Origin of the sequence: Paenibacillus dendritiformis (assembly GCF_015845845.1) — a bacterium.
Taxonomy (GTDB): domain Bacteria; phylum Bacillota; class Bacilli; order Paenibacillales; family Paenibacillaceae; genus Paenibacillus_B; species Paenibacillus_B dendritiformis_C.
Genome location: NZ_LDIG01000168.1, coordinates 19,477 through 32,388, shown reverse-complemented (window position 1 = coordinate 32,388; position 12,912 = coordinate 19,477). Strand labels below are relative to the sequence as shown.

The window sequence follows — 12,912 nt, the reverse complement described above, 5'->3', positions numbered from 1 at the left end:
GCACCCCTCTCTTATCGGAACAGACCGTCTCCGCCCAGCATTTTGGCCACCCTGTCCGCCAGAAGCAGCAGAATCATATTAATGAGAGAACGGAACAGGCTGACCGCGGTGGAAAACGAGAAGTCCGTCGAAGACTGGAACGTAATGCGGTAAATATACACATCCAATACTTCCGACACGTTCTTCGTCGCCGCGTTCGCCAGATTGAAAATCTGATCGAAGCCCGACGACATCAGGCCGCCCACCGACAAAATGAACATGATGGTGACGGTAGGCAAAATGTTCGGCAGCGTAATCCGGAACATCTGCTGCATGCGCGACGCGCCGTCGATCTGGGCCGACTCGTATTGATCCTGGTCGATCCCGGATATCGCGGCCAAATAGATGATTGCGCCCCATCCGGTCGACTTCCAAATGTCCGTAAGCAGCAGCATCGGAACGAACATCTCCACCGAGCCGAGGAAGTTGATCGTCGGCAGGCCAAGCAGCGCCAGGGCGCTGTTCACGAGCCCGTCATACGCCAGCACATTGATGACGACCCCGGATACGATAATCCAGGACAGGAAATGAGGGAACGTAAAGACCGTCTGGAAGATTTTTTTCGTCCGCCGCATCCGCAGCTCGTTCAGCATCAGAGCGAGCAAAATCGGGAACGGGAACTGAATGACCAGCTTAATAATATTGATGTACAGCGTTCTCCATAAGGCATCGATGAACGCCGGATCGCGAAACACGTACTTGAAATTTTCGAACCCGACCCACGGGCTGCCCCAGATTCCGAGATTCGCCTTGTAATCCTTGAAGGCGAGCGAGAGGCCGCCCATCGGCAAGTAGGCGAACAGCAGCAGCCAGATCAACCCGGGAAGAAGCAGCGTATATACCATTCTGTTCTTCCATATTTGCGTAAGCAGGCTTCCGAATTTCGAATGTCCTTTCCCATGTCCGTCTGGATCTAAAGCGGTGGCTTTCAAATTGCATCTCCTCTCTCTCCCTCGTTCTTGTCCTCACACAGGTGTTCGTTGTCATTCGCAATGTCGTTGAGCCGGTGTCTATCGTTACATGCGCCATATGTAATCCCTTTCATTTTCAAAAGTTTAAAAACATAGAATTCGCCTCTTGCAGCGGGTTCGCGCCTGGGAATCAGGCTGCCATTGGGGCGCCTTGCCCCTGTGAAAGCGATTTTTCGAATCGTTTCGACTAAATCATAGATCAAAAGTTGAAGTATAATCATTCTTGTTCCATTTTATCTATATATCTCCTTATATTGATGTAATAGGTCGCAAGAAAGCGCTTACCCCCTGCTCGTTGACATGGTATGAAAGCGATTGTAATATGATAAATAACAGCTTAGCGCTTTATTACGGAAACGTTTCTATTACGATTTACATAAGGAGACACCGCTCTTCCTGCTGGCGTTCCTCTCTGCATCATTTCGAAATCCAAAGGGAAAGAAGGACTGGATAATGTCTCATATCTTAACCGGTTTCGTACAGCGGGTAACCGAAAAAAAATTAAACGTGCTCTCGGCGCGGGTGCGGCAAGGCGGCCGTCTGGCCGCGCACTGGGATGCGGGCGAAGATATCCGCCGCGTACAGCATTCGGTCAGCAAATCATTCACCTGCATGGCGGTCGGACTGGCAATCGAGGAAGGGAAGCTGACATTGGAGACGACGCTGGGGGATGTGTTTCCGCAGCATGTGCGGGAAGGAATGGCGGACGCTCCTGCCCTTGAGCCCGGCCGCATCCGGTTGTACGATCTGCTGCGGATGTCCTCCGGCCATGACGCTCCGCCGCTGTGGGCCGACGAGAGAAAGTCGCTGCAGGAGAAGGACTGGGCCAAATATTATATGTCGCTGCCGCTGGACCGCCCGCCCGGCGAGCGGTTCACCTACAGCAGCGGCGACACCTTCATGATTTCGGCGATGGTGCAAGCCGCCGTAGGCGAGACGGTCCATCAATTTCTGACTCCGCGCTTGTTCGAGCCGCTCGGGATGGAGCGCGTCGAATGGGACACGTCCCCGCTCGGCGTCACGCTCGGATGCGCGGGGCTGCGCATCAGCAACGAGGAGCTGAGCCGCTTCGGACAGCTGCTGCTGCAGCGGGGCGCCTGGGAAGGCGAACAGCTCATCCCCGCGGAATGGATTGCGTTCGCCACGCGCAAGCATATCGACAATGAGGGCAGCATCGACTGGAGCCAGGGCTATGGCTGCCAGTTCTGGATGTGCACGCATGACGCTTATCGGGCCGACGGCGCGCACGGGCAGTTCTGCATCGTAATCCCCGGCCGCGATGCGGCGATCGCCATCAACAGCAACGAGGGGGATATGCAAAGCATCCTCGATGCGGTCTGGGACGAGATTCTGCCGCTGCTGTAATCGTCACCGTTTCATCACCGCTTCCTGCAACAGCAAGCCCCGTGCCGGACTGATCGGCACGGGGCTTCGATTCGGAATCAAGGCAATTATTTCGCTTTCACATAACGCTCATAGGCCGCCTGGTAAATCTCCAGATAACGCTTCAGATTCATCTTCTCCAGCTGCTGCACATAATTGTCCCATTGGTCGAATCCGACCGCGCCTGAAGCGAACTTATCGCGCATCTCATCGACATACGTATGAATATCCGTCTGAATGGTCGTCAGCTCATCCTGCTCCTCCGGCGTGAAGTTGAAGGCCGGCCAGACCTCGCTCATCGGAATCGAGCGCGGCTCCGCCTCCTCGGCGTTCTTGACCGACGATGGCAGCCCTTCCGCCCCCTTGAAGTACTTCTGCATCACCATGCCCGGATAATATCCGCCCGGCCAGGTAAGATATTGGCTGACCGCCTGATCCAGGTTCAAGCCGTCCGGATGGTTCGTAATCGCATCCAGATACTCGTATTCGCCCTTGTCATTCACTTTGTACGTCACGCCTTCGAAGCCCATGAAGAACATTTTGACCCCTTCATCGCTGTAGAAATGATCCATCCAGCGTATGGCGGCCTCCGGATTTTTCGCTTTGTCCGTCAGCACGAACATGCCGATATTGCCCAGCGGCGATCCGATGTTGGTCGCGGTCTTGTCGCCGTAAGGGCCTTCCAGCACCGGCATGCCGACATAGCCCTCCTGATTGTAAACGGCCTCCGGATTGACGCCGTCCAGGAACCCGTACACGCCGGCCGTCGCCTTGGACGTAAGGTCGGTGTCCTTCATCGTGAACGTCTCCGGATCGAACAGCCCGTCGGCGTGCAGCTTCGCGACATATTCCAGCAGCTCCTTGTACTGCTTCGTCGCCGGCACGAACCGGAGCTTGCCGGTCTCCGGATCGAGGTCGACGTTCGGATTCGCCGTCCCGTTCTTGTTCAGCCCGAACGAGCCCTTCAGGAAGTTGATCATAATCCAGACGCCCCGGGACCCCCACGGGATTTCATCCTTTTTCCCGTTGCCGTTCGGGTCGCCGTCCTTGATCGCCTTCAGCACCGCATGCAGCTCCTCCAGATTGGTCGGCGGCTTCAGCCCCAGCTTGTCGAGCCATTCCTTCTTCATCCACGGCGTCCCGTAGAAGAGCGACTTGAAGTCCGGGTCGAACACGGTCGGCAGTCCGTAAATGCTGCCGTCCGGCATCGTAATGCCCTGCTTCACAATCGGGTATTTCTCCATCAACGCCTTGAAATTCGGGGCATACTCGTCGATCAGCTCGTTCAGCCGCAGGAAGGTGCCCTGGCTTCCGTACTTGATCAGATCGCTCTTGCCGAAGGCGGAGGCGAAGAAAATCTCGGGATAGTCGCCGCCGGCCAGCTTGATGTTGCGCTTCTCCTTCAAGCTGTCGACCTGCACGGTCTCCCAGTCGATATGAATATTGGTCATCTTCTCGTATTCTTCCCAGAGCATCAGCTTGCTCCAGTCCGCCGAAGCATAGAACTTTGCGGCGAAGCCGGACATCGTCATCTTTTCCTTGGCGATCGGCATCCCTTCCATGTTCATCTTGGCGAGCCGCTCGTCGAGATTGCCGGCATCGGCTCCTCCTCTGCCGCCGCTTCCCCCGCATGCCGTAATCACCAGCGAGAAGCTCAGCAGCAGGCTCATCGTCGTCATCAGCCATTTTTTAGATTTCACCGCATTTCCCCCTTTTGCTATTGGTCTATCATTTTTGGCCGCTTACCCTTTCAGTGCTCCAATCATGATGCCTTTGACAAAATAACGCTGCAGGAACGGATACAGGACGAGCATCGGCAAATTCGCCACGACCAGCACCGCATATTTCAATCCCTCCACACTCATCTTCATCTTCACGGCCGATTCCGACGTCAGCTTGATCATGTCGCCCGAATCGCTCTGAATCAGAATCTCGCGCAGGATGAGCTGCAGCGGGAATTTGTCCTTGCTGGACAAGTAAATCAGCGCGTTGAAATAGGAATTCCAGTGGCCTACCGCGTAGAACAGCACCATGACGGCGATAATCGGCATCGACAGCGGCAGGACGATGCGCAGCAGCGTCTGCATATGGCTGCATCCGTCAATCATGGCCGCCTCCTGAATCTCGCCCGGTATCGATTGCTGGAAGAAGGTGCGCATAATGATGATGTTCCAGACCGCGACGGCGTTCGGAATCACCATCACCCAGAGCGTGTCGAGCATATTCAAGTTTTTGATGAGCAAGTACGTAGGAATGAGCCCGCCGCCGAAGAACATGGTGAATACGATCATGCCGGTAATCAGCCCCCGGCCGAGGAAGTCTTTGCGGGCGAGCGGATACGCCGCGCATATCGTCATGATGAGATTGATGGCCGTGCCGAGAAGGGTGTATAGAATCGTGTTGCCGTAACCAAGGAGAATGTCTTTATTCTGAAAAATTTTGGCGTAGGCGTCGAAGTTGATCTGCTTCGGCATCAGCCACATCTCGCCGCGCAGCACCGTCTCCGGGTTGCTGATGGAGGCGCTCAGGACAAAGAGAAGCGGATAGAGCACAATGAGCATGACCAGCGTTAACAAGACGTAATTGACGACATCGAAGATGCGGTCTCCGATGGAGCGTTCGATCATGGCAACCCCCTCCTTACCATAGGCTCGTCGTGCTTACGCGTCTTGCGATCGAGTTCACGATAATCAAGAGCGCGAAGTTTACGACCGAATTGAATAATCCGACAGCGGCGGAGAAGCTGTACTGCGCATCCAGTATCCCGCTGCGGTACACATAGGTGGAGATGACATCCGAGCTGGCAAGATTCAGGTTGTTCTGCATCAGGAAAATTTTCTCGAAGCCGACCGCCATGACCGTCCCGAGATTGAGGATCAGCAAAATAATAATCGTCGGGGCAATCGTCGGAATATTGATGTGCCAGATGCGCTGCAGCTTGCTTGCCCCGTCAATCGTCGCCGCTTCATGAAGCTGATGATCGACCCCGGACAAGGCCGCCAAATAAATGATCGAGCTCCAGCCCATCGTCTGCCACACATCCGACAGCACATACAGCGTCTTGAACCACTTCGCATCCGTCATGAAGGCGATCGGCTCTCCTCCCAACGCTACGATCAGATGGTTGACGATGCCTGTGCTCGGGTTCAAGAAAATAAACAGCATGCCGACCACGACGACGACGGACAAAAAATGCGGCGCGTACGTAATCGTCTGTACGGTCTTCTTGAACCATTGCGCCTTCGCTTCATTCAGCATCAAGGCCAGCAATATCGGAATCGGAAAGCTGACCAGCAGCGTATACAAACTGATTGTAAGCGTATTCACAATAAGCCGTTCAAAGAAATAGCTGCTGAAAAACCGTTCGAAGTGCTTGAAGCCCACCCAAGGACTGTCCCAGATTCCTTTGGAAGCGATGAAGTCTTTGAACGCGATCTGCACGCCGTACATCGGCAAATAATGAAAGATGATATAGTAGACAACGACCGGCGTAATGAGCGCATACAACTGCCAGTTGCGCTTAACCGAGCGCCAGACCCGGGAGGCTCTGCGCGCCCGAACCGCGGGGAAGCTTTCCGTTGTAACCTCCGCTTTGCTCAACTCTTCATTCACTCTCCTTTTACTCGCCATTCACCGAAAGACCTTCTCTTGCCGGTTTATTTTCAAGTTAAATACATCAATTATACATTTTGTAAATTTTTAACAAGATCAAAGATGGGGTGTGGGTTCCCGTATCCCCATGCTGCAAAACTCCGTCGCAGGAGAGGCGAGAACCCTCTTCCTTCTAAGGTTATCAATTGCCGCTTCCCTGGAGAACGGCCGCATCCGGCGCCGGAGAGACCTGCACCACGCCTCCGCCGCTGCGAATCGATTCCGTCGCCGCACAGCCTACAGCCACGCTCATGCGGCCCGCCAGCGGCGTCGCGACCGGCATTTTGCCGTCGAGAATCATATCTACGAAGTCCTTGCAAATATTCGGATCGGCGCCGCCGTGGGAGCCCTTCGCTTCCTTAATCTCGTACACCCGGTTGGACAGCTCGCGCGGGCTGTTCGAGCGGCGGGTCCACACGTAGACCTTGTTCTCCAGCTCGTTGTTCTCCATCCGCCCTTCGGTTCCGATGAATGTATAATTGCGCTGATAGTCCGGCGTGAAATGACATTGCAAATACGATGCCTTAATGCCGCCTTCCAGCTCCATAATGACCATATTATTGTCTTCCACATTCACTTCCTCGCGGAAGGCGCATTCGATCAGGCAGCCCGGGCTGACCTCCGTGCACGTCTCCCGCTCATCGCATGCCGGGCAAGTCAGATCGTTCGGCTTGTCGCCGCCGTAGAAATCGAGACCGCCAAAGGCCGACACCTTCGTCGCATAGCGCCCGGTAATCCAATGAATGATGTCGATATCATGAGAGCCCTTTTGCAGAAGCAGTCCGGTCGAATTGGCGGAGTTCGCGTGCCAGTCATGGAAGTAAAAGTAGCCTCCCCAGCCGACGAAGTGGCGCACCCATACGGCCTTAATCTCGCCGATGACGCCGGAATCGACAATCTCCTTCATCGTCCGGTACATATTCATATACCGCATATTGAAGCCGACCATCAGCTTCTTGCCGGATTCCTGCCACGCCTTGAGGATGTTGTCGCAGCCGTCGACGGTGATCGCGAGCGGCTTCTCGCAAAAGACATGCTTGCCGGCCTTCAGCGCAGCCACCGCATGCTCTTCATGGCAAAAATCGGGCGAAGTGACTGCGATGGCGTCAATATCCTCCCGCGCAATGAGCTCGCGGTAATCGGTCGTCACGAAGGCATCCGGATTGATCTCTTTCCGGAATTCCTCCAGCTTCTCCGGATAAATATCCGCTGCGCCGACGACGACGGAACGGCCGTCCGGCTTGTGCCAATACTTCGCAATCCCGCCGCGCCCGCGGGCTCCGATCATTCCTATGCGTACTTGCTGCATGATTCTGTCCCCTTTTCACCTTGGAGTATTCAACCTCTGGAAAATAAGATTTCGTGCATTAGCGCAATGAAGCCGATCAATGACAGGCCATGACTCGAGGCTGCGTTCTTATCGTGTTTGCGCACAATACCCTTGCGCAAATTTGCGCAAATAACTTGCGGACAACTCGATTGCCAGCGTCCGGCAATCGCCAATGTAAGGGTTTTCTTTTATGCTTGTGGACATTATATATCGGGTGATTCGCCAACGTCAACCTGTTTTGTTCAAAAAAACGTAAAAATTTATTTCGTAATTTGGGGCAAATTGTCGTGTGTTGTGTTATGACTTAAACACGCTAGCTAGATGTGCAAAAACGAGCGAGAAAGTAAGTGACGAATAGATCAAAATGTGTCTGGATACAAACTCCTAGCCCAATGTCTTCGGCTTTGTAAAGAGCTAGGTATTTTCAAAAACAACGTGAAAAAACAGGCAAGTATCCACGGAGGCTGCGGAACAATCGGGTAGTGATCGACTAAAACCGGACTCATCATTTTACAAAGGAGTCCGGTTTATTGTTAGGACGCATTCAAGTAACTTTCACGATAGAGTAATAATAAATATCTCAAATTGTCGTTCTACTTAAGGGCCAGGAGTTATCCCTCTCATCTTTTTTAATCAGTCTGGATTCTAAAACTGGACTTCACTTGAGTGAACAATTGTAGCAAATTGAGCAAGAATGCTATTATGATGGTTTATGATTTGTACTGCTGTTAATCCATCGGAATCATAGGTGCTGTGACAGTCTTTTACCAATTCTACTTTGTAGCCGCGCGAATAACCACTTTTCACAGTCGTATCGACGCAATACTCGGTTTGAATTCCGCACATTACTAATGTGTCAATACCGTAATCTTGCAATTGGGTATTGAGCTCAGATTCAAGAAATGAGTCCGCATAATGTTTAATAATAATATGATCATGTGCAGCAGGAGCGATCTGTTCATGTACTTGCCATAGCGGTTGATTCTCAGATCTTGGGGAACCCTCCGGCTCCGTAAACATGATATAGAAAACGGGTGAATTTCTCTTTCGAGCTTTATTAATCAAGCACTTTGTATTTTCAAGCAAAATTTTTCTTCTTGATAGAGAGGTTTTCCACCGTAATTCTTCCATACAAAAGGCATAACCTGCATGTCAATAATAAGTAGTGCCTTTCCCACCTCAGATAACCCTCCTTGTTCCATGCTTCATTTTGTCAGTTTTCCACAATCCGTGTCGGTTGCAATATGCATATAACGTTCCGCCGTGCATTTTGGGGAAACGCAATTCTGCGTTTTGTTCCGGGTACAATTTTATGAACAGTAACCTGTCATAAGAGATATAAGCAACAAAGGATATATAATGCTCTCTGTCCATCTCATGTTGAATTGTAACGAAGTAATCATCTTCAATCTCATGAACGACTATTTCGTGCTCATCGTCCTCTGGCTTTGAAAGCAATGGTTCCAATACCCTACCGCAACATGAAACGTTTATTGCCCCCGTACTGGTCATGACATTGTCACAGCATTGACATGCGTAAAATTTAATGTGCTTCATATTCCCTCTATCTTTTTCATTCGGATTTAACTCCCCCGATAAAATCTTCTCAATATTTACCCCTAATATTTTGGATAGCTCACCAAGCAAGGACACATCCGGACACCCTAAACCACGTTCCCATTTTGAAATCGTCTTGTCGCTTATATTCATAAGATGGGCTAAATCCTTCTGCGTCATGCTTTTCTCTTTACGAAGACTCAGAATGAGCTTTCCCACTTTCTTGCAATCCATATTGTCCACCTCCCGTAATTCAAGAATATCGGTTATGCCTATCTTACTCAATAAACGCTCCGTAGAGTGTCACTATCATGTTTGTTAGTCATCCGGGCCAAAACCCTTTTTGGTTGTTACACAATCCTCAATTTTTGTTTGTCGTAGAGAGGTGAATGTGAGTTATGCGAGGTGGTCTCCGCTTCGTCCCCCAATATTGGGTCAGCCCCATGAGATTAAATTTCAGAAAAATCAAAAAAACGAGCCGCCGGACATGCCGAGACTCGCTTTTTAACCTGTTTGACGCTTGCAATAGATCCATGCTCTCCTCGCAGCTCATTTAACCCTGACGATGCTATCCCCCTCCCTCCGGCAAGAAAACCGCAGCAAGCCTTACTCCTCACAAACGGCAACCGTATGCGGGGTTTCCGCTATCATCAGGTCCTTGCGGCGCCGGGACCCGAAGACGAGGAGCAGCATCGTCAGCATAACCCCGAAGAAAAGCCACATGACCGCCTGAACCGGCCAGATATCCATCATCCTGCCCACGGCAATCGGCATCAGCGATCCGCCGAGTCCGTTGGCCGCCAGCAAAATGCTGGTCGTACGCTCCGTCATGCCGGGCAGCGCCTGATTCGCGTAGATAAGCATAATGGCGAACATGCCCGCCATCCCGAGCCCGAGCAGAAAGCTGATCACGAAGCCCGCCCATGCCTGCGGACTGAAGGGCAGCAGCAGCAGCACGATTACGCTTCCTGAAGTGGTCAGCCACAAGAAGCGATAGTAGGTCAGCTTCTCGGTGAGAACGCCGCAGAGCGCCCGTCCGATTACCATTGCCGTCCAGTAGGTGGTTACGGTCAAGGTCGCCTGGGAACTGGCAATGCCCCATTTTTCAATGAATATCGACGGGAAAAAATGCACGACCGATACTTCGCTGCCCCCATAAAGCATGAAAAAAACGGCGCACAGCACGAGAAACGGCAGAGCCTTGCCGGAATAAGCCCCCGATGGCGCCGCCCGTCCGCCCCGCTCCACCGTCCGGGTCAGCATCCCATCAACGGCGCCGAACGATAATTTATGCCAGGCCAGGGCCGTGATCAGCGCGCTAATTCCCAGCAGCAAGAACGAATAAGTCCATATGCCGCGCGCGATCAGGAAGCTGGCTACGAACGGAATCGCCAGAGCCCCGATGCCGAAGGTGACTTCCAGCTTGCTCATGGCAATGGCCTGCTTCTCCTTGACGGCGACCAGTATAATCGTGCCGATGCATGATTCCAGCAGCCCCGCGCCGGCGCCCGCCAACCCGGCCAATGCGATGACAACAGGCCAGGGCGGAAGGAAAAACAGAAGCAGCTCGGAGCTGATGAATAACAGCCCGAGAATGACGCCCCGCTTCCGGCTTAAGCGGCGCGAAATCGCCGGCATGCAGAGCACGCCCGTAAGCATGCCAAGAAATTGCACGAAAATGAGCAGCCCGCCATCGGTATAGTTCAGGCCGTAGCTAGTCAGCAGCTCGGGAAGCACGGCGCCCATAATAACCAGCGTCACGCCGGTCACGACATACGAGAGACATCCCATCCAGATGAGCCTTTTAATCACGCTGTACTCCCCCGTCCGTCACGAGCAGCTCCACGCCTGCCTCGCGGAGCTGCCGTGTCCATGCTTCACTCAGCTCCCGATCCGTAATGATGCAGTCGATGTCATCCAGACCCGCTACACGGTGGAACATCTGCTTGTCGAATTTGGAATGATCGGCCAGCACAATCACTTGATCGGCCCTCCGCAGCACTTGACGGATGAGATAGCTCTCTTCCTCGAAATCCGTCGTCAAGCCTTCCAGCGATAAGCCGCAGGTGCCGATAAACGCTTTATCAAGATGATAATCGCCCATCATCTCAATGGCGCGCGGGCCGTATATCATGCGCTGTCCGTTGTATAACAGGCCGCCGAGCAGGTGAATCCGCGCCTCGTCCTTCGCCGCCAGCATGCCGGCCATGTCAATGGAGTTGGTGACGACGACATTCCGCTTCGTTGTCATATATTCCCCCATATAACGAACCGTCGTGGACGAATCGACATACAAGTAATCTTCGTCGCGCAGCAGCGAGGCGGCCAAGCGGCCAATCCCTTGCTTGGACGCCGTTGCCTTCTGCAGACGCTGCTCGTACGTCGGCATCTCCTTCGATAACGTGGGCAGAATGGCGCCGCCGCGCGTGCGGATGATGCAGCCCCGCTCTTCCAGCTTGATGATGTCTCGCCTGGCCGTATCGCGCGACACATTCAGCAAATCGCATATTTCTTCGACTTCGATGCGCTTATTGAGCCGCAAATGTTCCATAATGGCGGCAAGCCGTTCCTCTTGAAACATGCTGTTCTCTCCCGTCGTTTAAGTGATATTAAGTGAAATTAAGTTAATCCAAGTGTTAATAAGTGATGTTAATGATTATAAGAGAGATCCAGATGCTGTCAAGAAGCAAATCCATCCGATTTCTCTGCCAACAAAAAAAGCCGCTCTGCTTCCAACATCGAAAGCGAGCGGCGAACATGGAGCGTACCAGCTTCTGTAAAAGTAAAAAGGAAAATTAAATCAGTCCGAACTCTTTGCCGACCTTCGTCAGCACTTCCCGGGCGAATACGAGGTCCTGATCCGTATGCTGCGCCGTCACGATGAGACGGACGCGTCCTTTGTCCATGGCGACCGTCGGATAGACGATGCCCTGGGCGCAGATCCCCTCCTCCATCAGGCGGCGGGAAAATTGATTCGTGCGGGCCGGATCGCCCACGATAATCGGAATGATCGGCGTCTCGCTCGCGCCGGTGTCGAAGCCTTCCGCCTGCAGCATGCTGCGGAACGAGTTTGCATTGCGCCACAGCCGCTCGGTCAATTCCGGCTCCGACTTGAGCACCTCGATCGCGGCAAGGCAGGTGGCCGCTACCGAAGGCGGCAGCGACGTGCTGAACAGGAACGAGCGCGCCACATTGGTCAAGTAGTCCTTCAAGGAATGCGAGCTGGCCACATAGCCGCCGACGGCGCCGATCGCCTTCGACAGCGTGCCGACCTGGATATGCACCCGGCCATGCAGGCCGAAATGATCGGTGGAGCCTTTGCCATGCTTGCCGAGCACGCCGCTGGCATGGGCGTCATCGACATAGACGATCGCGTCATACCGTTCCGCCAGCTCGACGATATGCGGCAGCGGGGCGATGTCGCCGTCCATGCTGAATACCCCGTCGGTGACGACGACCCGCTGGCGGAAGCCGCCGCTCTCCTTGAGCGCCGCTTCGAGCTGATCCATGTCCTTATGCGCATAAATGCGCTTGTTCGTCTTCGTCAGGCGAATTCCGTCGATGATGCTGGCATGGTTCAATTCATCGCTGATGACGACATCGTCCGGTCCGAGAATCGAGGCCAGCACCCCCTGGTTCGTCGTAAAGCCCGACTGGAATACCAGCGTCGCCTCCGTGCCCTTGAATTCGGCCAGCCGGCGCTCCAGCTCGTCATGGATGTCGAGCGTGCCCGTAATCGTCCGCACGGAACCGGCGCCGGCGCCGTACTTCGCAATCGCGTCCGCTGCCGCCTGCTTCAATGCGGGATGCTGCGTCAGCCCCAAATAGTTGTTCGACGACATTTGCAGGACCCGCTTGCCTCCCTGCAGCGTCATCCAGGAATCCGATCCGCCTTCCCATACGGTAAGCGGACGATAACGGCCCGACTCCTTCAATTCCTTCAATTGCTGCTCAATCACATCAAATCCGGCCATGCTGCCG

The 12,912-nt window shown here is 53.5% G+C and carries 11 protein-coding genes; 1 reads left to right on the top strand and 10 read right to left on the bottom strand.

The genetic code is table 11. The features are described from left to right. Positions 1 to 11: 11 nt before the first annotated feature. Complete coding sequence (locus ABD76_RS17095; protein ID WP_242069615.1) at positions 12 to 884, bottom strand: ABC transporter permease; 873 nt, start codon at positions 882 to 884, stop codon at positions 12 to 14. Positions 885 to 1,463: 579 nt separating this feature from the next. On the opposite strand from ABD76_RS17095, the gene ABD76_RS17090 reads away from it, so the two are divergent. After that, a complete protein-coding gene (locus tag ABD76_RS17090; RefSeq protein WP_197258431.1) occupies positions 1,464 to 2,375 on the top strand; it encodes a serine hydrolase domain-containing protein in 912 nt (303 codons plus the stop codon). An 86-nt stretch (positions 2,376 to 2,461) separates the two neighbouring features. Here the strand turns inward: ABD76_RS17090 and ABD76_RS17085 are convergent, their stop codons facing one another. The 9 genes from ABD76_RS17085 to ABD76_RS17045 all read right to left on the bottom strand — a co-directional run bounded on the left by ABD76_RS17085 (position 2,462) and on the right by ABD76_RS17045 (position 12,905). After that, the gene (locus ABD76_RS17085) at positions 2,462 to 4,093 is read right to left on the bottom strand and encodes an extracellular solute-binding protein (RefSeq protein WP_197258430.1); all 1,632 of its coding nucleotides are present in this window, start codon (positions 4,091 to 4,093) and stop codon (positions 2,462 to 2,464) included. A 42-nt stretch (positions 4,094 to 4,135) separates the two neighbouring features. Then, complete coding sequence (locus ABD76_RS17080; protein ID WP_197258429.1) at positions 4,136 to 5,020, bottom strand: carbohydrate ABC transporter permease; 885 nt, start codon at positions 5,018 to 5,020, stop codon at positions 4,136 to 4,138. A gap of 13 nt (positions 5,021 to 5,033) precedes the next feature. Continuing rightward, positions 5,034 to 6,023: an ABC transporter permease gene (locus ABD76_RS17075; protein WP_242069614.1), complete on the bottom strand. Its 990-nt coding sequence runs from the start codon at positions 6,021 to 6,023 to the stop codon at positions 5,034 to 5,036. Positions 6,024 to 6,186: 163 nt separating this feature from the next. Continuing rightward, positions 6,187 to 7,353, bottom strand: a complete 1,167-nt coding sequence (locus ABD76_RS17070; RefSeq protein ID WP_197258427.1) for a Gfo/Idh/MocA family protein — start codon at positions 7,351 to 7,353, stop codon at positions 6,187 to 6,189. A 666-nt stretch (positions 7,354 to 8,019) separates the two neighbouring features. Beyond that, positions 8,020 to 8,505: an isochorismatase family protein gene (locus tag ABD76_RS17065; protein WP_242069613.1), complete on the bottom strand. Its 486-nt coding sequence runs from the start codon at positions 8,503 to 8,505 to the stop codon at positions 8,020 to 8,022. 48 nt (positions 8,506 to 8,553) lie between these two features. Then, a complete protein-coding gene (locus ABD76_RS17060) occupies positions 8,554 to 9,165 on the bottom strand; it encodes a helix-turn-helix domain-containing protein (RefSeq protein WP_197258426.1) in 612 nt (203 codons plus the stop codon). 372 nt (positions 9,166 to 9,537) lie between these two features. Beyond that, the gene (locus ABD76_RS17055; RefSeq protein WP_197258425.1) at positions 9,538 to 10,743 is read right to left on the bottom strand and encodes an MFS transporter; all 1,206 of its coding nucleotides are present in this window, start codon (positions 10,741 to 10,743) and stop codon (positions 9,538 to 9,540) included. After that, a complete protein-coding gene (locus tag ABD76_RS17050; protein WP_197258424.1) occupies positions 10,736 to 11,512 on the bottom strand; it encodes a DeoR/GlpR family DNA-binding transcription regulator in 777 nt (258 codons plus the stop codon). Before ABD76_RS17050 ends, ABD76_RS17055 begins: the two co-directional genes overlap by 8 nt. Positions 11,513 to 11,726: 214 nt before the next feature. Beyond that, positions 11,727 to 12,905 carry a glycine C-acetyltransferase gene (locus ABD76_RS17045; RefSeq protein ID WP_197258423.1) on the bottom strand — a complete coding sequence of 393 codons (1,179 nt, stop codon included), beginning with the start codon at positions 12,903 to 12,905 and terminating at the stop codon, positions 11,727 to 11,729. Positions 12,906 to 12,912 lie beyond the last annotated feature (7 nt).

Excerpts from the sequence above, each read along its gene's own strand:
- ABD76_RS17095 (WP_242069615.1), bottom strand. The coding sequence starts at position 884 with ATGGTATATACGCTGCTTCTTCCCGGGTTGATCTGGCTGCTGCTGTTC.
- ABD76_RS17090 (WP_197258431.1), top strand. The coding sequence starts at position 1,464 with ATGTCTCATATCTTAACCGGTTTCGTACAGCGGGTAACCGAAAAAAAA.
- ABD76_RS17080 (WP_197258429.1), bottom strand. The coding sequence starts at position 5,020 with ATGATCGAACGCTCCATCGGAGACCGCATCTTCGATGTCGTCAATTAC.
- ABD76_RS17075 (WP_242069614.1), bottom strand. The coding sequence starts at position 6,023 with ATGGCGAGTAAAAGGAGAGTGAATGAAGAGTTGAGCAAAGCGGAGGTT.
- ABD76_RS17070 (WP_197258427.1), bottom strand. The coding sequence starts at position 7,353 with ATGCAGCAAGTACGCATAGGAATGATCGGAGCCCGCGGGCGCGGCGGG.
- ABD76_RS17065 (WP_242069613.1), bottom strand. The coding sequence starts at position 8,505 with ATGGAAGAATTACGGTGGAAAACCTCTCTATCAAGAAGAAAAATTTTG.
- ABD76_RS17060 (WP_197258426.1), bottom strand. The coding sequence starts at position 9,165 with ATGGATTGCAAGAAAGTGGGAAAGCTCATTCTGAGTCTTCGTAAAGAG.
- ABD76_RS17050 (WP_197258424.1), bottom strand. The coding sequence starts at position 11,512 with ATGTTTCAAGAGGAACGGCTTGCCGCCATTATGGAACATTTGCGGCTC.
- ABD76_RS17045 (WP_197258423.1), bottom strand. The coding sequence starts at position 12,905 with ATGGCCGGATTTGATGTGATTGAGCAGCAATTGAAGGAATTGAAGGAG.